This is a genomic window from Hydrogenophaga palleronii NBRC 102513, assembly GCF_001571225.1.
In the GTDB taxonomy this organism is placed as follows: Bacteria; Pseudomonadota; Gammaproteobacteria; order Burkholderiales; family Burkholderiaceae_C; genus Hydrogenophaga; species Hydrogenophaga palleronii.
Genome location: NZ_BCTJ01000027.1, coordinates 37,793 through 58,848 on the forward strand (window position 1 = coordinate 37,793; position 21,056 = coordinate 58,848).

Annotated in this window: 17 protein-coding genes; 4 read left to right on the forward strand and 13 right to left on the reverse strand. The window is 69.7% G+C overall.

The annotated features are described in order from the left end of the window. Position 1: 1 nt before the first annotated feature. Complete coding sequence (locus HPA01S_RS16935) at positions 2-2,227, reverse strand: protein-disulfide reductase DsbD family protein (RefSeq protein WP_084360765.1); 2,226 nt, start codon at positions 2,225-2,227, stop codon at positions 2-4. A gap of 233 nt (positions 2,228-2,460) precedes the next feature. Between HPA01S_RS16935 and HPA01S_RS16940 the strand changes: the two genes are divergently transcribed. After that, positions 2,461-3,681 (forward strand): class I SAM-dependent methyltransferase, encoded by a 1,221-nt coding sequence (locus tag HPA01S_RS16940; protein ID WP_066271946.1) that lies wholly within the window; start codon positions 2,461-2,463, stop codon positions 3,679-3,681. An 81-nt stretch (positions 3,682-3,762) separates the two neighbouring features. Here HPA01S_RS16940 and HPA01S_RS16945 read toward each other — a convergent pair whose 3' ends face one another. Then, positions 3,763-4,539, reverse strand: coding sequence for an alanyl-tRNA editing protein (locus tag HPA01S_RS16945; RefSeq protein WP_066271947.1), 777 nt, complete (start codon positions 4,537-4,539; stop codon positions 3,763-3,765). Positions 4,540-4,593: 54 nt separating this feature from the next. Here HPA01S_RS16945 and HPA01S_RS16950 point away from each other — a divergent pair, with 54 nt between their 5' ends. Beyond that, positions 4,594-5,436, forward strand: coding sequence for a creatininase family protein (locus HPA01S_RS16950; protein WP_066271948.1), 843 nt, complete (start codon positions 4,594-4,596; stop codon positions 5,434-5,436). Positions 5,437-5,466: 30 nt separating this feature from the next. Here the strand turns inward: HPA01S_RS16950 and HPA01S_RS16955 are convergent, their stop codons facing one another. Next, positions 5,467-6,150 (reverse strand): histidine phosphatase family protein, encoded by a 684-nt coding sequence (locus HPA01S_RS16955; RefSeq protein WP_066271949.1) that lies wholly within the window; start codon positions 6,148-6,150, stop codon positions 5,467-5,469. Between the two features lie 186 nt (positions 6,151-6,336). Here HPA01S_RS16955 and HPA01S_RS16960 point away from each other — a divergent pair, with 186 nt between their 5' ends. After that, positions 6,337-8,658, forward strand: a complete 2,322-nt coding sequence (locus HPA01S_RS16960; protein ID WP_066271950.1) for a hybrid sensor histidine kinase/response regulator — start codon at positions 6,337-6,339, stop codon at positions 8,656-8,658. Positions 8,659-8,676: 18 nt separating this feature from the next. On the opposite strand, the gene HPA01S_RS16965 is transcribed toward HPA01S_RS16960, so the two are convergent. From HPA01S_RS16965 to HPA01S_RS17000, 8 genes are read right to left on the reverse strand one after another with little or no spacing between them, the layout of a single operon-like run. Beyond that, positions 8,677-9,648, reverse strand: coding sequence for a threonine dehydratase (locus HPA01S_RS16965; RefSeq protein ID WP_066271951.1), 972 nt, complete (start codon positions 9,646-9,648; stop codon positions 8,677-8,679). After that, positions 9,645-10,343 carry a VOC family protein gene (locus HPA01S_RS16970; RefSeq protein ID WP_066271952.1) on the reverse strand — a complete coding sequence of 233 codons (699 nt, stop codon included), beginning with the start codon at positions 10,341-10,343 and terminating at the stop codon, positions 9,645-9,647. Before HPA01S_RS16970 ends, HPA01S_RS16965 begins: the two co-directional genes overlap by 4 nt. Continuing rightward, on the reverse strand, positions 10,336-10,797 hold the full coding sequence (locus tag HPA01S_RS16975; RefSeq protein ID WP_245638682.1) for a cupin domain-containing protein: 462 nt from the start codon (positions 10,795-10,797) through the stop codon (positions 10,336-10,338). Before HPA01S_RS16975 ends, HPA01S_RS16970 begins: the two co-directional genes overlap by 8 nt. A 5-nt stretch (positions 10,798-10,802) precedes the next feature. Beyond that, entirely contained in the window at positions 10,803-11,660 is an 858-nt protein-coding gene (locus HPA01S_RS16980; protein WP_066271954.1) for a PhzF family phenazine biosynthesis protein, read from the reverse strand. A gap of 14 nt (positions 11,661-11,674) precedes the next feature. After that, positions 11,675-12,289: a glutathione S-transferase gene (locus tag HPA01S_RS16985; RefSeq protein WP_066271955.1), complete on the reverse strand. Its 615-nt coding sequence runs from the start codon at positions 12,287-12,289 to the stop codon at positions 11,675-11,677. Positions 12,290-12,293: 4 nt separating this feature from the next. Continuing rightward, a complete protein-coding gene (locus tag HPA01S_RS16990; protein WP_066271956.1) occupies positions 12,294-13,511 on the reverse strand; it encodes an aminotransferase-like domain-containing protein in 1,218 nt (405 codons plus the stop codon). Between the two features lie 14 nt (positions 13,512-13,525). After that, positions 13,526-14,470, reverse strand: a complete 945-nt coding sequence (locus tag HPA01S_RS16995; protein WP_066271957.1) for a DMT family transporter — start codon at positions 14,468-14,470, stop codon at positions 13,526-13,528. Continuing rightward, positions 14,467-15,081 carry a LysE family translocator gene (locus tag HPA01S_RS17000; RefSeq protein WP_066271958.1) on the reverse strand — a complete coding sequence of 205 codons (615 nt, stop codon included), beginning with the start codon at positions 15,079-15,081 and terminating at the stop codon, positions 14,467-14,469. Before HPA01S_RS17000 ends, HPA01S_RS16995 begins: the two co-directional genes overlap by 4 nt. Positions 15,082-15,223: 142 nt before the next feature. Here HPA01S_RS17000 and HPA01S_RS17005 point away from each other — a divergent pair, with 142 nt between their 5' ends. Beyond that, the gene (locus tag HPA01S_RS17005; RefSeq protein ID WP_066271959.1) at positions 15,224-16,639 is read left to right on the forward strand and encodes an aminotransferase-like domain-containing protein; all 1,416 of its coding nucleotides are present in this window, start codon (positions 15,224-15,226) and stop codon (positions 16,637-16,639) included. A gap of 28 nt (positions 16,640-16,667) precedes the next feature. On the opposite strand, the gene HPA01S_RS17010 is transcribed toward HPA01S_RS17005, so the two are convergent. Further along, complete coding sequence (locus HPA01S_RS17010; protein ID WP_066271960.1) at positions 16,668-18,929, reverse strand: ATP-binding protein; 2,262 nt, start codon at positions 18,927-18,929, stop codon at positions 16,668-16,670. A 47-nt stretch (positions 18,930-18,976) separates the two neighbouring features. Further along, positions 18,977-20,878 (reverse strand): ATP-binding cassette domain-containing protein, encoded by a 1,902-nt coding sequence (locus tag HPA01S_RS17015; RefSeq protein WP_066271961.1) that lies wholly within the window; start codon positions 20,876-20,878, stop codon positions 18,977-18,979. Positions 20,879-21,056: the final 178 nt, after the last annotated feature.

Here is a 21,056-nt window from a genome sequence, read left to right on the forward strand (position 1 = left end):
ACTAGAGCCGGGACAAGGCCGCGCGAACCTCCTCGACGGTCAGCACTTCGGTCAGCACCTGGGTTGGCTGGCCGTTCTTGTAGATGGCATACACCGGCACGCCGTTGCGGCCCAGGCTGGCCAGGGCGGCGGTCACGGCCGGGTCGCGGCGCGTCCAGTCGGCGCGCAGCAGGGCAACCTGGCGACCGGCCATGTCGTTGAGCACCGTGGCATTGGCCAGGGTGGTGCGCTTGTTGTACTGGCAGGTCACGCACCAGGCGGCGGTGAAATCGACGAACACCGCGCGGTCCTGCGCCAGCAGTTCGGCCTGGGCCTGCGGGCTCCAGGGCATCCAGCTCACGCCTTCAACGGCGGTGGCCACGGCCTGGCCAGGCGTGGCGTCCTGCAGGCGCGTCACGTTCGGGCCGATGCTCCAGCCCAGCCACAGCAGGCCGGCCAGCGACAGGCCGGCGAGCACGGTGCGGCTGCGCCCGCGCAGGCCCAGCGCCCACACCAGCAGCGCGAGTACCACCAGCAGCATGAGCAGGGCGGCGGCGCCGTCGATACCGCTTTGTTGTCCCAGCACCCAGAGCAGCCAGACCACGGTGGCGAACATCGGGAAGGCCATCAGCTGGCGGAAGCTGTTCATCCAGGCACCCGGGCGGGGCAGCGCGCGCGCCACCGCCGGCACCCAGCTGGCCAGCAGGTAGGGCAGGGCCATGCCCAGGCCGAGCGCGGCGAACACCGCCAGCGCCTGTGCGGCTGGCAGGGCGATGGCCAGGCCGAGCGAGGCGCCCATGAAGGGCGCGGTGCAGGGCGATGCGATGGCGGTGGCCAGCACGCCGGTGAGGAAGGCGTCGGTGGTCGGGCGTTTGGCCTGCAGGCTGGCGATGCGGCTGGGCAAGACGCTGCCGAATTCGAACAGGCCGGCCAGGTTCAGGCCGATCAGGGTGAACAGCACGGCCAGTGCGGCCACCACGGCCGGGCTCTGCAACTGGAAGCCCCAGCCCAGCTGTTCGCCGGCTGCGCGCAGCCCCAGCAGCAGGGCACCGAGTGCCAGGAAGGACAGCACCACGCCGGCGGTGTAGGCCAGGCCGTTGGCGCGGTGCGCGCGGCGGTCGTCGGCGTGTTGGGCGAAGGCCAGTACCTTGATCGCCAGCACCGGGAACACACAGGGCATGAGGTTGAGGATGAGGCCGCCGAGCAGCGCGCCCAGCAAGGCGGCACCCAGGGTGAGTGACGAGGCGCCGCTGCCGGAAGATGCGGCGGCGGGGGCCGTGGCGCGCGCGGCGTTGGCGTCGAGTGCGGCCTGCAGGGCTTCGGGCACGGCGGCGGGTGCGGCGGCGCCACCGGGCCAGCTGCCCTGCACCGGCACGTCCATGCGCACACCGGCGCTGCCCGGGCCCTGGCCGGGTGGAGCGGCCTGCGCGACCACCAGGGCGAGCTTGGCCGGGCTGTCGCTGCGGTGCGGCGAGAGCGGCACGCGCGCGTTCCAGCGCTCACCGTCCCAAGCTTGCGTCCAGGCCTGGCCGGGCTCGATGAGGCCGGGCGCTTCGGGGAAAAACTCCAGCGTCTTGCCGCGCCAGGTGGCGGGCAGGCCGGACAGGGCGACGTTCAGGAAACCGGCTTCGGGCGCCACATGGCTGCCCTGGGCGGGCTGGTCCTTGGGGGCGGCCTGGAAGCTGGCGTCGAACACCGTGCCGTTCAGGCCGGTCGAGCCCTGCACCGGCAGGCGCAGCGCAAAGCGGCCTTCTTCCGGGATGCATTCCTTGCGGCAGACCAGCCAGGCGGCGTCGAGCTGGATGTCGATGTGGCTGCCCTTGAAGTCGGGCGACACCGTGAGCGGCACCGGCAGCACCACGGTGCCGTCGTAGCCATAGTTGGCGAGGTTGCCGATCGGGAACTTGCGCGGCGTCGGCCAGGCGATGTCGCCGGCGGTCACGCCCGGTGGCAGCGTCCAGCGCAGCTCGGTGGGCAGGCCGGAATCGCCCGAGTTCTTCCAGTAGGTGTGCCACTCGGGCGCGTGCGTGATCTGCAGGCCGGCCCAGACCGGCTGGCCGGCGACGGCGCCCTGGGGCGCGTGCGCCAGCAGCTCGGCACGCGCCTGGTCGCTCTGCACCACGGTCTGCGCGGGCGTGGCCGACAGCAGCCCCTGGGCCGGCGCCGCCAGCGGGGCGAGCGCCAGCAGCAGGCCGCCCAGAAGGAGGCGCGAGGCGCGGCGGACCGAAGAAAAGGCGTTGAGCGGCATGGGCAGGCGGGCGGGCGGGGGAAGTGGCAGGGGGCGCCATCGGCGCCCGAGGGTATGAGAGGGCGGCGCTGCCCAAGTTCCTGGGCGTGGCGCGCTCAAATATAAGACAGCGCCCTTCTTCTGGCAGACCGGGTGGGCATGTGGTCTTTCGACTGCCCCTTCACAGGGGTTTGGGGTTTGGGTACAACCGGGAGTCTGCGAAACATGGGTTGGCCAGCACTTGGAGGTGATGCATGGGATCGATCGTGGAACGGGCTTTGTTGCCCTGGGCGCAAAAGGTCAAGACGCGGGTGAACCTGCCGGTGCGCCTGAGTTGGGGTGACGCGGTGTCTTCGTCGCTGTCACTGGGTGAGTTCGAGCAGCCGCAGGTGGAGATCCGGGTGCGTGACAGTTCTGCGCTGTCGCTGCTGATCGACCCCGGCCTGGACACCCTGGGCCAGGCCTATGTGGAGGGTCTGGTCGACGTGGACGGCTCGATGGCCGACATCCTGGCCGTGGCGCACCGCCTGGCCGAGACAGCCGAACCCGAAAGTGGCTTGCTCGGGCGGCTGCGGCGGCGCTTCTCGCACACGCGCGCCAGCGACAGCGAGGCGATCCAGTACCACTACGACGTCTCCAATGCTTTCTACGCCCAGTGGCTCGACGAGCGCATGGTGTATTCCTGCGGTTACTTCGAGAACGGCGACGAGACGCTGGCCGAGGCGCAGCTCAAGAAGATCGACCACATCCTGGCCAAGATCCGCCTGCAACCCGGCCAGCGCCTGCTCGACATCGGCTGCGGCTGGGGCGCGCTGGTGCTGCGCGCGGCGCAGAAGTTTGGCGCGCAGTGCGTGGGCGTGACGCTGTCGAAGAACCAGCACGAACTGGCGACCGAGCGCGTGAAGGCCGCCGGGCTGGAAGACCGCATTGACATCCGGCTGCAGGACTACCGCGACGTGCAGGACGGCCCGTTCGACCGCATCACCAGCGTCGGCATGTTCGAGCACGTCGGCCTGAACCACCTGGCTGCCTACTTCGGCCACATCCGTTCGCTGCTCAAACCCGACGGCTGGGCGATGAACCACGGCATCACCAGCACCGACGCGCACGACGGCGAGACGCGCCACGGCGGTGGTGCCTTCATCGACCGTTATGTGTTCCCGCAAGGCGAGCTGCCGCACATCGGCACCGTGTTGCGCACCATGCAGGAAGGCGGCCTGGAGGCCTTCGACATCGAAAGCCTGCGGCGCCACTACATGCGCACCACGCAGCTGTGGAGTGAGGCTTTCGAGGCGCGCACCGCGCAGATCAAGCCGCTGGTGGACGAAAAACGCTGGCGCATCTGGCGCGTGTACCTGGCCGGTTGCGCCTGGGCCTTCGAGCACGACGAGGTGTCGATCTACCAGGTGATCTGCCGCGCGGCCGGCCAGCCGGCGCAGAACCTGCCGTGGTCGCGGCGCTGGATCTACGAATAGATCGCACGCCGGTTCGTTGGAAACCAGCCTCCTGCAGAGACACCAAGGCGCCGGTTTCGCCGGGCCCGGGCAGCGCCCCTTTCAGGGGGAAGGCGCCGAAGGCGAGGCGGGGGATGTTTCTGCAAACCCGAGCACCACCCGGCGCGTGGTGGCCGACTTCTTCTCGATTTTCGTGATGACCACGCGGCCGATCTCGGCCGTGTTGGCCACGTGCGTGCCGCCGCAGGGCTGAAGGTCGATCAGCGTGTGCTCGCCGATGCGGATGGTGCGCACCGTGCCGCTGCCGCGCGGTGGCGCCACGCTCATGCTTTTCACCAGCGCGGGGTTGGCGTCGAGTTCGGCGTCGGTGATGGCGCCCACCGTCAAGGGATGCGCCTCGGCCACCAGCCGCGCCAGGCCAGCGGTGAGCAGGTCCTTGTCGAGCGGGTCGGTCAGCACCAGGTCCATGCGCGCGCCATCGGGCGAGATCGAGCAGCCGTTCACCGGCACCGGCACCAGGTGGCACAGCAGGTGGGTGGCGGTGTGCAGGCGCATCAGCCGGTGGCGCCGCGCCCAGTCGATGCGCGCCGTGACCGGCGTGCCGACGGCGAGCGTGGCGAGCAGCGCCTCCTGCCCCGGTGCCGGCACGTGCACGATGGCCGCGGTGGGTTTGCCTTCGGCGTCCTTGCCCTTGCGCGTGTCGAGGAGGGTGATCACCGTGCCGTCGGCCAGCGTGAGCGTGCCGGCGTCGCCAGCCTGGCCGCCGCCGAGCGGGTAGAACACCGTGCGGTCGAGCACGATGCCCTGTTCCTGGATGCCGCTCACGGTGGCGTCGCACTGTGGCAGGTAAGCGTCCTGCCGGAAAAGGTCGTGGGTCATCGCGCCATCTTACGTGTGCCTCCACCAGGGCGGCACAGGCCCTAAGATGCGCGCATGCCCACGCCGTCACGTTACTGGTCCGACCTCTCCACCGCCGACTTTGCGGCGCTCGACACCCAGCGCGCCATCGCCGTGCTGCCCGTGGCCGCCACCGAGCAGCACGGGCCGCACCTGCCGCTGTCGGTCGACACCGACATCGTCAACGGCGTGCTGCGCGCAGCCCTGCCGCACCTCGCCAACGACCTGCCGGTGCTGGTGTTGCCCACGCAGGCCGTGGGCTACAGCCCGGAGCACACCGGTTTTGCCGGCACGCTGACGCTGAAGATCGAGACCTTGATGCGCGTCTGGACCGAACTGGCCGAGTGCGTGGCCGCCAGCGGGGTGAAGAAGCTGGTGCTGTTCAACGCCCACGGTGGCCAGGTCGGCGCGCTCGATCTGGTGGCGCGCGACCTGCGCGCGCGGCTGGGCATGCTGGTCTACAGCGTCAACTGGTTCCACCTGCCGCTGACCGATGCCAAGGGGCACGACCTCAACGGCCTGTTCAGCGCCGAAGAACACCGCTTCGGCATCCACGCCGGCGAGATCGAAACCTCGCTCATGCTGGCGCTGTCGCCCGAGCGTGTGCACCTGCGCGAGGCCGAACACTTCCGCTCCGCTTCGCAGAGCCGCGCCCAGCGTTTCCCCATCCTGGGCAATGGCAAGAGCGCCAAGCTGGCCTGGCAGATGCAGGACTACAACCCGCAGGGCGCCGTGGGCAACGCGGCCGCGGCCAGCGCCGACAAGGGCCAGGCGGTGCTCGACGCCGCAGGCCGTTCGCTGGCCCAGCTGCTGGCCGAAATCGACCGCCTGCCGCCCGACACCCTCAGCGAGCGCACCGCGTTCCCGCCACGGCGCTGAACGCGCCCGCAGGCCCCGCCGGGTCTGCCCTCATGCGTAGCTCACCCAGTCCTTGAAGTCCGGGTGGTCCAGGTGCGCCACCGTGTTGTAGCTCAGCAGCGAGTGGCGCTTGGGGTTGAACTGGAACTCGGTCACCGCGCTGTTGCGGATGCGCAGGTTCAGCTCGATGCTGGCCTCGGGGCTCAGGCCGAGCACGTGCGCCACCGCGGTGGCGATCGGCCCGCCGCTGGAGACCAGCAACACGTTCTGCTGTTGGTGCTGCGCGCGCACGTGGTCGAGTGCGCTGGTCACGCCGCGCACGAAGTCGTTGTAGGTCGGCATGCCCTGGGGGCTCACCGTGCCGGCCATCCATTGGGTGAGGCCGTCGCGCAGCAAACGGAAGTGGCTGCGGTAGAGCTCGGGCGTCTCGGCCGCGCTGGTGGCTTTCTGCAGCGGGTGCGGGTGGATGCAGCGGATCACCGCATCGGCGTCGTACTCGTTGAGGCCGGGCCAGACCAGCGGCTGCAGCGCCAGGCCGGCGCCTTCGGCGATGCCGGCCCAGGTCTGGTGGTGGCGCCGCAGGCTGCCGGTGATGACCGCGTCGAACCGCAGGCCACGCTCGGCCCAGTAGCGGCCCAGCTGCACGCTCTGGCGCTGGCCGAGTTCGCTGAGCTGGTCGTAGTCGTCGGCACCAAACGAGGCCTGGCCATGGCGCACGAGGTAAAGGGTTCCCATGGCGGCATTCTGTGACGCTGCGGTGGCTGCACTTTGTCGCCGCAGCGACTGCTTCGGCGCTGCCAGTCGCGCAGGTGTCTGAGCACGTCGGTCGTTGGAAATCGCGCGGCTTTACCGCCCATTTCCCGCGCTGTGTCTACACATGCCTGTGCTCCAATCCTTGCATGCGCGCCCTCCGCCGTTTTCATGCTGTTTGATTTGTCCACGTTGTTGGCGATGCGCGTTGGCATCGACCTGTTGACCGGTCTGGCGTTCTTCGGGCTGCTGAGCCGCTACCGTCACATCGGTGGTCCGGGCTGGTGGGCGCTGTCGGCCTTAGCCTCCATCCTCGCCTCGCTGGGCCTGTGGCTGCGCGATCTGGTGCCCGACGTGTTGTCCATCGGCGTCGGTGTCACCACGCTGGCGCTGGCGCCCTTGCTGGCCTGGATGGGCCTGCGCAGCCACCTCAAGTTCCAGGTGCTGGTGTCGCGCCTGGTCGGCGCCGTGCTGGCCATGCTGGTGTTGCAGGTGGTGTTCCTTCTGGTCTGGGACCTGCCCCAGGTGCGCCAGGGCCTGTTCGCATCGGCGGCGCTCGCCTGCATGGCATTCGCCTATTGCGACATGGCGCGCGCCGATCCGCAGAGGCGGGTGCCCGAGTTGCAGGCGCTCAAGATGCTGACGGTGGTCGAGATCGCCGCCATGCTGGTGTTCGCCCTGCTCGGGCCGGGGATGGGCCTGGCGGTGCCGCTGCTGGCGCCGGCCACGCTGTTCTTCTTCATGCTCGCCGGCCTGTGCCGCGTGATGCTCTACAGCGGCCTGGTGACCTACCGCCTGCGGCTGGAGGGCGACCGAGCCCGCCAGGGCCTGCAGGTGCGCGAGGCCGATTCGCGCGCGTTGATCGAAAACCTGAGCGCCGGCGTGATGGTGTTCCGTCCCAACCACACGCTGTCCAGCATCAACAGCGCGGCGCGCCGCTTCTTCGGCTGGAGTGCGGGCGGCGCCAACACCGCGCTGGCCGAACCCACCGGGCCCGGCTGGCAGATGTTGTACGAAGACGGCCAGCCGATGCGCCGCCACGACATGCCGTTCGAGCGCGTGCTCGCCACCGGCCAGCCGGTCAAGAGCGTGGTGGTCGGTGTGCCGGTGGGCCACGACGGTGCGGTGCGCTGGGCGCTGTTCAACGCCTACCCGGAGAACGACGTCCAGGGCGGCCTGCGCCACGTGGTGCTGACCTTCATCGACATCACCTCGCTCAAGATCGCGCAGAGCGAACAGAAGGTGCTGCAGGCGCAGCTGTCGCAGTCGCAGAAGATGGAAGCGCTGGGCACGCTGGCCGGCGGCGTGGCGCACGACTTCAACAACATCCTCGCCGCCATCCTGGGCAACGCCGACCTGGCGCGCCAGGACCTGGCGCACGACGCCAGCGCGCGCGAGAGCCTGCACGAGATCAGCACCGCGGCGCGCCGCGGCCGCGAGCTGGTGCGGCAGATCCTGGCCTTCAGCCGGCAGCAACCGGCCGAACGCACCCGCGTGGACGTGGACGCCATCCTCACCGAAACCTGCAACCTGATGCGCGCGGCCGTGCCGCCGCAGGTGGAGCTGCTGCACGAGTGCGCGCCCGGCACGCCCGCCATCCTGGCCGACGCCACGCAGCTGGGCCAGGTGCTGATCAACCTCGGAACCAACGCGGTGCACGCGCTCGATGGCCGCGCCGGCCGTGTCTTCTGCCAGCTCGACCGCCTGTCGCGCGACGACGAACGTGTGCCGGCCGAGCTGGCGGGGCGTTGCCGCTTGGCCGGTGTGGACGTGGTGCGCCTGCGCGTGAGCGACAACGGCACCGGCATGAGCGAAGCCGTGCGCAGCCGCATCTTCGAGCCGTTCTTCACCACCAAGGTGGTGGGCCGCGGCACCGGCCTGGGCCTGCCGGTGGTGCTGGGCATCGTGGAGGTGAACGGCGGCGCCATCGACGTGGTCAGCGAGCTCAACCGGGGTACCACCTTTTCGCTGTACTTTCCAGCGGCGCCGGACGATCCCTTGCTCGCCTTGCCGGGTGTTTCGCCAAAGCGCACCGATGCCGTCACAATGGGCCTTCCTTCACCCGCCGCCACCACGGCCGATCACCAGGAGCCTCCCACGATGGCAGATGCCTCGCCCGCAGCACCCGCGCACATCCTGTACCTCGACGACGACGACACCCTGGTGTTCCTGGTACGCCGTCTGCTGGAGCGCCGTGGCTACCGGGTGACTTCGTTCACCGACCAGCAACAGGCGGTGAAGGCAGTGCAGGCCGAGCCGCACGCGTTCCAGCTGCTGCTGACCGACTACAACATGCCCGGCATGTCGGGCCTGGACGTGGCGCGGGCGGTGCTGGCGATCAACCCCCAGCTCACGGTGGCCGTGGCCTCGGGCTACATCACCGACGAACTGCAGGCCGAGGCCAAGGTGGTCGGCGTGCGCGAGGTGGTGTTCAAGACCGATGCGGTCGAGGCCTTCTGCGAGGTCGTGGCGCGGCTGGTCAAGCCGGCCTGAGCACCGCAGGGCCCGGCCTCAGGCCGCGCCGCCCAGCACCGCGGCCATCACGCGGCTGTCCACATTGCCCCCGCTGAGCGTGGTGCCCACCACTTTGCCCTGAAGCGAGCCACGCTCCTGCCAGGCGGCGGCGAAGCTGGCCGCGCCCGCGCCTTCGGCCACGTTGTGGGTGTCGGCAAACAAGGCCCGCATGGCGTCGGCCACCTCGCTGTCGCTCACCTGCACCAGCCGGTGCAGATGGGGTTGCAGGATGTGCAGCGCGGCGTCGTCGGCAATACGGCAGGCCATGCCGTCGGCCAGCTCGGTGCTGACCGGCGCTTCCACCACGCGGCCGGCCGCCAGCGAATCGGCGTAGGTGGTGGCGTGCGCGCTGACCACACCGACGATGCGCACCGGGTGCCGCAGCGCGAGCTTGGCGGCGATGGCCGAACACGCGCCCGAGCCCTGGCCGATCGGCACATAAACCACGTCGAGCTGCGGCACGGCGCGGAAGAACTCCCACCAATAGGTGCTCACGCCGCGCAGCAGGTCGGGGTGGAAGCTCGGCACCATGTGGGCGCCACGAACCTCGGCCAGCGCGATGGCGTGTTCGCGGCTGGCCTGGAAGTCGTCGCCGTGTTCGATCAGGTTCACGCCCAGCGCGCGCATGGCGCTGTTCTTTTCCGCCGAGTTGCCGTGCGGCACGACGATGGTGCAGGGCACGCCGTGTGCGCGCGCGGCCCAGCCGATGCTCTGGCCGTGGTTGCCGCGCGTGGCGCTGATCACCTCGCGGGGCAGCGCGCCCGTGGCCGCCAGGCGCTCGAAGTAGGTCAGGCCGCCGCGCAGCTTGAAGGCGCCCACCGGCGTGTGGTTCTCGTGTTTGACCCAGCAGTCCGTGCCCAGGCGCGCGCTCAGCGTGGCCCAGCGGTATTGCGGCGTGGGCGCGAAGGCGCGGTACACCACCTGGGCGGCGGCTTCGATGTCGTGCAGGGTGGGCAGGGCGTGGTTCATGGCGACGAGAACAGGCTGACGCGGGCGCAGGCCGGGGTGTCGAGTTCCACCGTCAGGCCACCCGGCCCGTCGGCCACCGCAATGTCGGCCATGCCGATGGCTTGCAGCGCCGCGCGCAGGCCGGCCGCGCCGGGGTGGCGCAGCTGCAGGCGGCGCAGTGACACGCCGCTGGCGGGCATGTGCCGCGTGGGGTGTTCACCGGTCCACTCGATCAGGGTCGGCAGGGCACCGTTGAACAGGCGCTGGCCATCGTCGCGCACGCTGATGCGCCACTGCAGCAGGCCTTGCGCGGTCTGGCGCGACGCGCTCACCACCGGGCCGCGCTGGATGCCGATGGCGCCGAGCGCGGCGGTCGCCGCGTCGATGTCGGGCACGCGGGCGACCCAGTGCACCAGCTGCGGGCCGTGGTGTTGCAGGCGGTGCTGCAGCGCCGGGTCGTCGAGGTCGAACCAGCGGCGCTGGCCGCGGGGGCGTTGCGGCAGCACATCCGGCTGGATGGCGATCACCTCCAGGTAGGCGTCGGGCGCGCCACCGTCCACCGCCAGCCGCAGCAGGCGGTTGTGGGTGCCGAACAGCGGGTGCTCGCCACCCGGCCCGGGTGTCACGCCCAGCGCGGCCTCGCACCAGGCCACGCCTTCGTCGAGCGTGCGCGCGGCCACCACCAGGTGGTCGATGCGGGGCCGGGTGTCATTCATAGGGGGTGCCGTCCTTGTGCGTGAAGCACCACTGGCCGTCAACTTGCTCGGCCTGCAGGTCGTCGTCCGGGTAGGTGCCCTGATCGCCTGCGGTGCGGTCGCCCACTTCCAGGTAGACCACCTCCTGGGCGGTGTCGTTGACGAGTTGGTGGCCGTTGCCGGTGCCGGCGGCAAAACCCGCGCAGTCACCCGGCGCGAGTGGGGTGCGGCCCGCATCGGTGTGCAGGGTGGGGTGGCCTTGCAGGATGTAGACAAACTCGTCCTGCCGGCTGTGCGCGTGGCGCAGCGCCGAGACCGCCCCGGGGGCGAGCTGCGTGAGGTTGACGCCGAAGTTCGTGAGGCCAAACAGATCGCCCAGCGGGCGCTTTTGTCGCCCGGCCATGCGCGAGGCGAAAGGCTCGGGGTAGTTGGAGGGCTTGGTGCGCAGCGGCGCCTGGGCAGCGGTGAGCGCCACGGGTTTCACAGCGTGACCTCGCCGCTGATGCAGGTGACGGACGCACCACCGACCCAGACCGTGCCGTCGCCATCACGTTCGATGTGCACGCGCCCGGCGCGGCCCATGGCCGTGCCTTGAGACGCCACGTACCGCGCAGGCGCCAGGCCGGCGCCGATGAGCCATTGCGCCACGGCGGCGTTGAGGCTGCCGGTGACCGGGTCTTCGGCCACGGTCTGGTGGCCCTGGAAAAACGCGCGCAGTTCGAAGGCGGTGTCCGAGCCCGCCGGTTGCGGGCCGACCAGGCCGATCTCCATGCCCGCCAGTTGTGCTGCGTCGGGCCGCACCGCCAGCACCTGCTCGGCCGAGCGCAGCATCACGCCGCGCCAGGGCGGGCCGTTTTCGCACCAGGCGTGCGCCACGATGTCGTCGCGCTGCAGGCCGATGGCGCGCGCGATCTGCGCCACGTCGGCTTCGTCCAGCGGGCCGCTGCGGCGCAAAGGCGGCGCGGCAAACGCCAGGCGCTCACCGTCGCGCTGGATGCGCACCAGGCCCACACCACACTCCTGCACCACGTGCTGTTCGGCGCGCGGCTGGCCACCCGCCTGCAGCCAGGCGTGGCAGGTGCCCAGCGTGGGGTGGCCGGCGAACGGCAGCTCGCGCCCGGGGCAGAAGATGCGCACGCGGTAGTCGGCACCCGCGGCATGGCCTTCGTCGGTGGGCGGCAGCACGAAGGTGCATTCCGACAGGTTGGTCCAGTCGGTGAAGCGCTGCATGGCGGCGGTGTCCAGGCCGGTGCCGTCCAGCACCACGCCCAGTGGGTTGCCGAGGTAGGGGATGTCGGTGAAGACGTCGACTTGCTGAAAGGCGCGGGCTTGGGCCATGGGGTGCTCCAGGTTCAGGACAGGGGGAGGTCGAGCACGCCGCGGCTCGCAGGCATGGCCAGCCAGCCTTCGTACCAGCGTTCAAGGTGCGGCCACGGCGGGCGTGGTTGCGGCAGGCCCCACCAGCGGTGCACCTCGCAAGCGATCGGGATGTCGGCCATGGAGCGCGCATCGCCAGCCATGAAAGCCTGGCGCGCGAGGTGCGTGTCGAGCATGGCGAACAGCGGCTCGGTGGCGGCGACGGATTGCTCGATCAGCTGGACATTGCGCTGCTCGGTTGGTGTGCGGACCCACTGCTTGAAGGCAGGGCTGCCTGCGGGGTTGAGTGTGGTCTGCTGCCAGTCCATCCAGCGCTCAGCGTTGAACCGCTGCTGCAGGTCGTGGGGATACAGGCGGCCGGCGCGCGCACAGAGGTAGCGCACGATCGCGTTTGATTCCCAGAGCGTGAAGTCACCGTCCCGCAGCAGCGGCACCAGGCCGTTAGGGTTGCTGGCCAGGTACTCGGGGGTGTTTACCACGCCGTGCGACAGGCCCGCGTCGGTACGCGGCAGCTCGATGCCGAGCACCTGCGCGCACAGCACCACCTTGCGCACGTTGATCGAACTCAGGCGGCCCCACAGGTGCAACATGTGCTCAGCCCTTGAGCCGTTCCCGGACGGCCTGGGCCAGCGCGGCGATGCCGATGCGGATCTGCTCCACGCTGGCGGTGACGAAGCTCAGGCGCAGTGTGCGTGCATCGGGCTCGTCGGCGTAGAACGCAGCACCCGGCACGAAGGCCACGCCCTTGTCCACCGCGTGTGGCAGCAGGTCGATGGCGCTCATGCCCTCCGGCAGCCGCACCCAGAGAAACATGCCACCGTCGGGCGAGTTCCACTGCACGTCCAGCCCCTGCATTTCCTGCTTGAGGCTGGCGAGCATGGCGCCGCACTGGCTCTTGTAGAGCGCGCGGATGGTGGGCACGTGGCGCTCGAGGAAACCGCCCTTGATCACCTCGGCCACCATGCGCTGGTTGAAGCCGGGGGTGTGCAGGTCGGCCGCCTGCTTCGCCTGCAGCAGCTTGGGGTAGACCGCCTTGGGCGCCACGATGAAGCCCAGCCGCAGGCCGGGCGCCAGCACCTTGGAGAAGGAGCCCAGGTAGAGGCAGCCCTCGGGGTTACGCGCGCTCAGCGGCAGTGGCGGCGGCGTGTCGAACCAGAGGTCGCCATAGGGGTTGTCTTCCACCAGCGGCAAGCCCTGTGCGGCGGCGCAGGCCACCAGGGCGGCGCGGCGCGCTTCGCTCATGCTGCGCCCGGTCGGGTTCTGGAAGTTGGGCAGCACGTAGAGGAAACGCGCGCGGTCCGCGCCCTGGCCGATGCGGCGTTCGAGGTCGGCCATGTCGATGCCTTCGTCGTCGCTGGCCACGGCCTCGATCTGCGGCTCCATTGGCGTGAAGGCCTGCAGCGCGCCGAGGTAGGTGGGCGTTTCCACCAGCACGCGGCTGCCGCTGTCGACCAGTACCTTGGCCACCAGGTCCAGGCCCTGCTGGCTGCCGGTGGTGATCAGCACCTGCGCCGGGTCCACCGCCCAGGGCAGCATGTCGGCCACCGCTTCGCGCAGCGGGCCATAACCTTCGCTGGCCGCGTACTGCAGCGCGCTCTGGCCGTCTTCGCGCAGCACCTTGGCGCAGGCTTCGGCAAAGGCGGTGACGGGAAAGGTCTTGGGCGAGGGCAGGCCACCGGCGAAGCTGATGATGCCGGGCTTTTCCGTGACCTTGAGGATCTCGCGGATCACCGAAGGGTTCATGCGCTCGGCGCGGCGCGCCAGGGTCCAGGCATTGGACGGCGGAGGGGTGGGCAGGTCGTTGGGTTTCATGAGGAGAGCTCCGTTCAAATCCGTTCGGTGGGCGCGGCTGCGTGTACCGGCATTTTCTTGCCAATGAAGACGGTGGCGATCACGGCCGCGGCAAAACCGAGTGTGACCGTGTCCAGCGATTCGCCCAACAAGGGCACCGCGAACAACATGCCGAGGAAGGGCTGCACCAGCTGCACCTGGCTCACGCGCACCGTGCCGCCGATGGCCAGGCCGCGGTACCAGGCGAAAAAGCCCAGCCACATCGAAAACACCGCGGTGTAGGCAAAGCCCCACCAGGCCGAGGCCTGCAGCGGCACCTGCGGGCGGGTGGCGAAGGCCAGCGGCAGGGTGAGTGGCAGCGCGATCACCAGCGCCCAGCAGATCACGTGTTCGGCGCGCATGCCTTGCGACAGGCGTGCGCCGTAGCCGTAACCCACGGCGGCAAACAGCATGGCCACCAGCAGCAGGCCGTCGGCCGGGTGGATGCTCAGGCCGGAACTGCCCGAGCGCAGCACCGCAAAAGCTACCACCAGCGCGCTGCCCAGGGCGGCGCAGAGCCAGAAGCCGGTGGACGGGCGCTGGCGGTGCAGCAGCGCGCCCACGGCGGCGGTGGCCAGCGGCAACACGCCCACGATCACGCTGGCGTGCACCGCCTCCACGTAACGCATGGCGACCGAGGTGAAGAGCGGGAAGCCGAACACCACGCCCGACGCGGTGATGGCCAGCGGCAGCAGCTGTTCGCGCCGCGGCAACGGCGCGCGCGTGACCAGCAGGAACACGATGGACAGCAGCGCGGCGACCACCGCACGGCCCAGGGCGACGAACACGCCCGACATCTGCGGCGCGTCGACCGTGCCCACGGCCAGCCGCGTCATGGGCAGGGTAAGGGCGAAGGTGGTCACGCCCAGCAGGCCGAGCAGCAGGCCCTGGTTGGCGGGCTGGTCGATCCAGCGCGGGGCGGGCAGGGTACGGGTGCTCATACGGTCAGCATCCAGAGCGCGGTGGCCACCAGCACCACGGCGAGCGCGCGGTTGAACCACACCAGGCGCGAGCCCCGCGCGAGCCACTGCCGCAGTAGCGAACCGGCCACCGCGTAGGTGAAGTTGCTGGTGAAGGCGAAGAAGACCATCACCGCGCAGATGATCGCCAGCCGCTGGCCCGGGTTGGTTGACGGCTGCCCGGCGGCGTTGACGACCCAGCCGGCGGAGAGCGTGAGCGCCAGCATCCAGGCCTTGATGTTGAGGAACTGCAGGCCCACGCCCTGCAGGAAGGTGACGTTGAGGCGGGAGGCGTCAACCTCGGAGAGCGTCGAGGCGCCGGCCAGCTTCCAGGCCAGCCACAGCATGTAGGCCACGCCCAGCAGCTTCACGCCCCAGCGCAGCGCCGGCACACCCAGCACCAGCGCGCCCAGGCCGAGGCCGCAGGCCAGCATCAGCAGCGTCCAGCCGGTGGGCACGGCCAGGCAGAAACGCAGCGCGCGGCGCAGGCCGAGGTTGGCCGCGAGCGCGGTGGACAGCGTGGTGTTGGGCCCGGGCGAAAAGCTCATCGCCGTGCAGAACAGCAGCAGGGTGGTCAATTCGGTGGCGCTCATGGGCGGGGCGGGTCTTGTGAATGCAGGAGCTTCAATGTAATCTTCCGGGCAATACACCACCAGTACAGTTGGCCAGCGCAGTTGATCCACTGTATGGGTGGACTGAACAGTACAGAAAAACCCGCCTCCGGACCCGACCGCCATGTTGATGAAGACCCCCGCCCAGTCCCTGACCGAGCAACTCGCCGTGCGCTTTGCCGACCGCATCCGCAGCCGCCTGCTGCCGCCCGGCGCGCGCCTGCCCTCGGTGCGGCAGTGCGCCGAGCAGCATGGCGTGAGCCCGTCCACCGTGGTGGCGGCCTACGACCAGCTGCTGGCCCAGGGCCTGGTGGACGCGCGCAAGAACCGCGGCTTTTTCGTGCGCGAGCTGGCCACGCCACGCGCCGCCGAGGGCCCGCGCAGCAGCGTGGCGGGGCGCGCCGCCGCAGCGGGTGCGTCGCCCATCAACGCCACGGCGCTGATCCGCGGCATGTTCCACAAGGTCAGCAACAAGCCGCAGCCCGGCATGGGCGTGTTCCCGCCCGACTGGCTGGAGGCCACCTTCATGCCGGCGGCGGTGCGCAAGGTCACCGGCACGCGCGCGCTGCACGATTTCTCGCTGCAGTACGGCGAGCCGCTGGGCGACAGCGGCCTGCGCCGCGTGCTGTCGCAAAAGCTCGCCACGCTGAACATTCACGCCGAGGCCGATCACATCATCACCACGGTGGGCGCGACACACGCGCTGGACATCGTGAGCCGCACCCTGCTGCGCGCGGGTGACCCGGTGATGGTGGAGGAGCCCGGCTGGGCGGTGGAGTTCGCGCGCCTGGCCGCGCTCGGCATGCGCATCCTGCCGGTGCCGCGGCGCGCCGACGGGCCCGACCTGGAGGTGATGGCGAAGTACTGCGAGCTGCACCAGCCCAAGCTGTATGTGAGCGTGAGCGTGTTCCACAACCCCACCGGTTATTGCCTGTCGCCGGGCAGCGCGCACCGCCTGCTGCAGCTGGCCAACCGGCACAACTTCCACATCGTCGAGGACGACACCTACAGCCACCTCGCGCCCGCGCACGCCACGCGCCTGAGCGCGCTCGACGGCCTGCGGCGCACCATCTACGTGAGTGGTTTCGCCAAGATCCTGGCGCCCAACTGGCGCATCGGTTACCTGGCCGCGCCACCGGGCCTGGTGGAGCCGCTGCTCGACACCAAGCTCCTGTCCACCCTGACCACGCCGGCCTTGCTGGAGCGCGCGCTGGCGCTGTGCATCGAGCAGGGCCAGCTGCGCCGCCACGCCGAGCGCATCCGCACCCGGCTCGACGCGGCCCGCGCACGCAGCGTGAAGCTGGCGCTGGCGGCCGGTTGCACCTTTGCGGCCGAGCCGGTGGGTTTGTTCGGCTGGGTCGACACCGGCGTGGACACCGACGCCATGGCGCAGCGCATGCTGGACGAGGGTTACCTGATCGCGCCGGGCGCGCTGTTCCATGCCGCGCGGGTGCCGAGCACGCTGATGCGCATCAACTTCGCGACCACGCAGGACGCGGCTTTCTGGCGCGTGTTCGCGCGCGTCAGGGCGGGCGGCTGAGGCGCTGAAGCGGCTCGCTGCTGCGAGCTCAGTGCCGGGTGTCGAACAGGTCGCGGCCGTTGCGCCCGTCGAGCAGCGCCGCCAGGGCGTTGTCGATCAGGCGCGCTTCGGCCTGCATCAGCGGCAGGGCGCGTTCGAACAGGTGCCAGTCGCCGGCGCGCGCGGCCAGCTCCAGGCCCTTGGCCAGGCGCGCGCCGCGCTCGGCCGTCATGCTGCCCAGCGAACCCTTGAGGCCATGGGCGTGGGCGATGGCGGCGGCGGTGTCGCGCATGTCCAGCGCCTGCTGCAGCTCGCGCTGGCGCGACGCCAGGTCGGCCCGCATGGCCAGCGCCAGCTGGCTCAGCGTGTCTTCGTCACCGTCCAGGCGGCGCAGCAGCTTGTCCAGGTCCAGAGCGTCTTGCGCCGGTGAGGGCGACGCCAGGCTTGGCACGCGCGCCGCGGGCGGGGTGGTGGGTTCGGTGGGTCCGGGCGGTGGCCGCGTGTCGTGCCATTCCGTGGCTTCGTCTTCGTCGTTGCCAGTGGTGGCGGCGTCGTTTGTGGCCTCATCGGACTGCAGCAGGCGGTCCATTTCGGCGATCAGCGCCTGCGGGCTCACCGGCTTGGCGGTGTAGCCGTCCATGCCGGCCTGCAGGCAGGCCTCGCGGTCGCCCTTCATGGCATTGGCCGTGACCGCGATGATGGGCGTGCGCGGCAGCTTGCGGCGCGCTTCGATTTCGCGGATTTCCTGCGTCGCCTGCAGGCCGCTCATGCCGGGCATCTGCACGTCCATCAACACCAGGTCGATGCCACCCTGCTCCCACTGGGACACGGCGTGCACGCCGCCGCGCGCCACACGCACGGTGCAGCCCAGGCGCAGCAGCAGCTGGCGCATCATCAGTTCGTTGACCGGGTGGTCCTCGGCCAGCAGCACCACCAGGCCCACGTAACGCGTGCCGGCCTGCGTCAGCTCCTGCCATTCGACCGACGTGTTCTGCGTGTTGTGCGCCAGCGTCTCCACCTCGCGCAGCGGCATGGTGAAGGTGAAGGTGCTGCCCAGCCCGGGCTTGCTTTCCAGCGCGATGTCGCCGCCCATCAGGCGCGCGAGGCGGGCGCAGATCGCCAGGCCCAGCCCGCTGCCGCCGTAGCGGCGCGCGGTGGACGCGTCGGCCTGCGTGAAGGCGTTGAAGATGTTGGCGTGCAGCTCGGGCGCGATGCCCACGCCCTTGTCGCGCACGGCCACCTGCAGGCGCTTCGGCGAGTCGCCCGAGGGCGCCAGCACACTGGCCCGCACCTCGACCAGCCCGCCAGTGGGGGTGAACTTGATGGCGTTGGAGAGCAGGTTGCTCATCACCTGGCGCAGCCGCCCGGCGTCGCCCATCACCCATTGCGGCAGGGTGGACTGCAGGTCGAAGCGGAAATCAAGCGCCTTGTCGCGCGCCTGTTCGGCATAGGTGACGGTGGCCAGCTCCAGCGCCTGGTGCAGGTCGAAGCGCAGGTTTTCGATTTCGAGCCGCCCGGCTTCGATGCGCGACAGATCCAGCACGTCGTTGAGCAGGCCCAGCAAGGCGTGCGCCGAAGCGTCCATGAGCGAGAGCCATTTGGTCTGCTCGGCGTTCAGCGGCGATTCCATCAGCATGCGCGTGAGCCCCATCACCGCGTTCAGCGGCGTGCGCACCTCGTGGCTGATGTTGGCCAGAAACTCGCTCTTGGCGCGGCTGGCCTGTTCGGCCATTTCGCGCGCGCGCAGGCTGTCCTGTTCGATGCGTTTGAGTTCGCCGATGTCGGACACGGTGCCCATCAGTCGCAGCGGTTGGCCCTTGGTATCGTGCTCGGCCACCATGCCGTGCGTCTCCACCCAGTGCCAGCCTTTGCTGGTGCGCACCCGGTGCTGCACCACGGCGCGCTGGCTGCGGCCTTCCCGCAGGTCCGCCAGGTGCGCGCGCAGGGGTTCCAGGTCGTCCGGGTGCAGGCGCTTGCGCAGCTCGGCGAGTTCCCAGAAGCCGTCGGCGGCGATGTCGCCCAGCATCTCGCCCCAGCGGGCGTTCACGAACACCTGGGTGGCAGGCAGTTGCCAGTCCCACAACACCAGACCGGCGGCGTCCACCGCCATCTGCAGGCGGTCACGGGCTTCGTCCAGCGCCTCCTCGGCCAGCAGGCGGCTGTGCGCCTCGCGGTGCACCGAGCCGCGCAGGCTTTCAAGCTCCCGGCCTTGCTGCTCCAGCTCATCCTGCAGCTTTTGCGTGCGCTCGCGTTCCTGCTGAAGCTCATCCAGCGTGCGTTGCAGGTCAAAAGCGAGGCGGTCGGGCGTCATGGACGTGTGTGTTGGATGGCGGAGGCAACCGCAGCCGGGCGGGGCCCTCAGCCGCCGCCGAGCGCTTCCCAGCGCTCCAGGGCATGCAGCCACTCTCCCTCCACTTCGGCATGTCGGGCGCCAAGTTGAGCTGCACGCGCGGGGTCACTGTGAAATAGTTCGCCGTTTTCCAGTTGCAGCGCCAGTTCGGACTGCTCCGCCTCCAGTGCGGCCATGCGGGGCGGCAGGGCATCGAACTCGCGTTGTTCCTTATAGCTGAGCTTGCGCTTGGCCGTGGTGGGCGCCGCCGCCGGGGCGACGGCCGGTTTGGCCGCCGGTGCTGCGGCGGCCGCGGCCGGCTCGCTGCGGTCGCGCTGCAGGGCGGCGGCCCGGGCCGACTGGGTCAGCCAGTCCTGCACGTCGCCCACGTATTCGCGCCAGCGGCCTTCGCCTTCGAACACCAGCGTGCTGGTGACCACGTTGTCGAGGAAGCGCCGGTCGTGGCTGACCAGGAACACCGTGCCTTCGTATTGCTGCAGCAGGTCTTCCAGCAGCTCCAGGGTGTCGATGTCCAGGTCGTTGGTCGGCTCGTCCAGCACCAGTACGTTGGCCGGCCGCGCAAACAGGCGCGCCAGCAGCAGGCGGTTGCGTTCACCGCCCGAGAGCGTGCGCACCGGCGCATTGGCGCGGGCGGGCGAGAACAGGAAATCGCTCAAATAGCTCTTGACGTGGGTGCGCTTGTTGCCGATTTCGATCCATTCGCTGCCCGGGCTGATGAAATCCTCGAGCGTGGCGTCCAGATCCAGCTGGTCGCGCATCTGGTCGAAGTAGGCCACGCTGATCTTGCTGCCCTGGCGCACCGAACCGCTGGTAGGTTGCAGTTCGCCCAGGATGATCTTGAGCAGTGTGGTCTTGCCCGCGCCGTTGGGGCCGATCAGACCGATCTTGTCGCCGCGCAGGATGGTGGTCGAGAAATCCTTGATCACGGTGCGCGGCGAACCGTCCGCACGGATGAACGACTGCGTGACCTTCTCCAGCTCCGCCACGATCTTGCCGCTGGCACTGCCGCTGGCCACCTCGAGCTTCACGCTCCCGACCGCATCGCGGCGCTGCGCACGCTGTTCGCGCAGGCGCTCCAGCCGCGTGATGCGGCCCTGGGCCCGGGTGCGCCGCGCCTCCACACCCTTGCGGATCCACACCTCCTCTTGCGCCAGCAGTTTGTCGGCGCGCGCGTTGATCACCGCCTCTTGTGCCTGCTGCTCTTCTTTCAGCACCTGGTACTGCGCGAAGTTCCCGGGATAGCTCAGCAGGCGTCCGCGGTCCAGCTCCACCATGCGCGTGGCCACGCGGTCCAGAAAAGCGCGGTCGTGGCTGATGGTGACCACGCTGCCCTTGTATTCCAGCAGAAGCTCTTCCAGCCAGGTGATGCTGTCCAGGTCCAGATGGTTGGTGGGCTCGTCGAGCAGCAGCACGTCGGGCCGGCTCACCAGTGCCTGGGCCAGCGCCACGCGCTTCTTGTTCCCGCCCGAGAGCTCGCCCACACGCACCGCACCGTCCAGGTGCAGACGGTGCAGGGTCTCCTCCACACGTTGCTCCCAGTTCCAGGCGTCCAGCGCCTCGATGCGGTTCTGCAGCGTATCCAGGTCAAGCCCGTCCTCACCACTGAGATAGAGGTCGCGCGCAGCGCGAGCATCCGCCAGGCCCACGCTGGCCGCCTCAAACACGGTGGATTGCAAATCAAGGATGGGTTCTTGCGGCACATACGCAATGCGCAGCCCCGTCTGGACCTGCAGCGTGCCGTCGTCCGCCTTCTCCAGCGATGCGAGGATCTTCAGCAGAGAGGACTTGCCCGTGCCGTTGCGTCCGATCAGACCGACGCGCTCCTGTGTTTCCAGTGCGAAGTCCGTGTGATCGAGCAGGGCCACGTGGCCAAAAGCCAGCTGGGCGTCCTGCAGAGTGATGAGTGCCATGAAAAACCCGAGTCAAAAGAGCCCCAATTATCCCCGGGCCGCCAGGCGCCTCTCCCAGGGCAGCAACAGAGCCCTCTATATATGCAGACACGCCGAGCGCACCCGTAGGTGCGTCTGGCACAAGAAACCAAGAATGCGATTCTTTGGAAGTTTTTTTGAGAGGCTTTGACCAATCCTC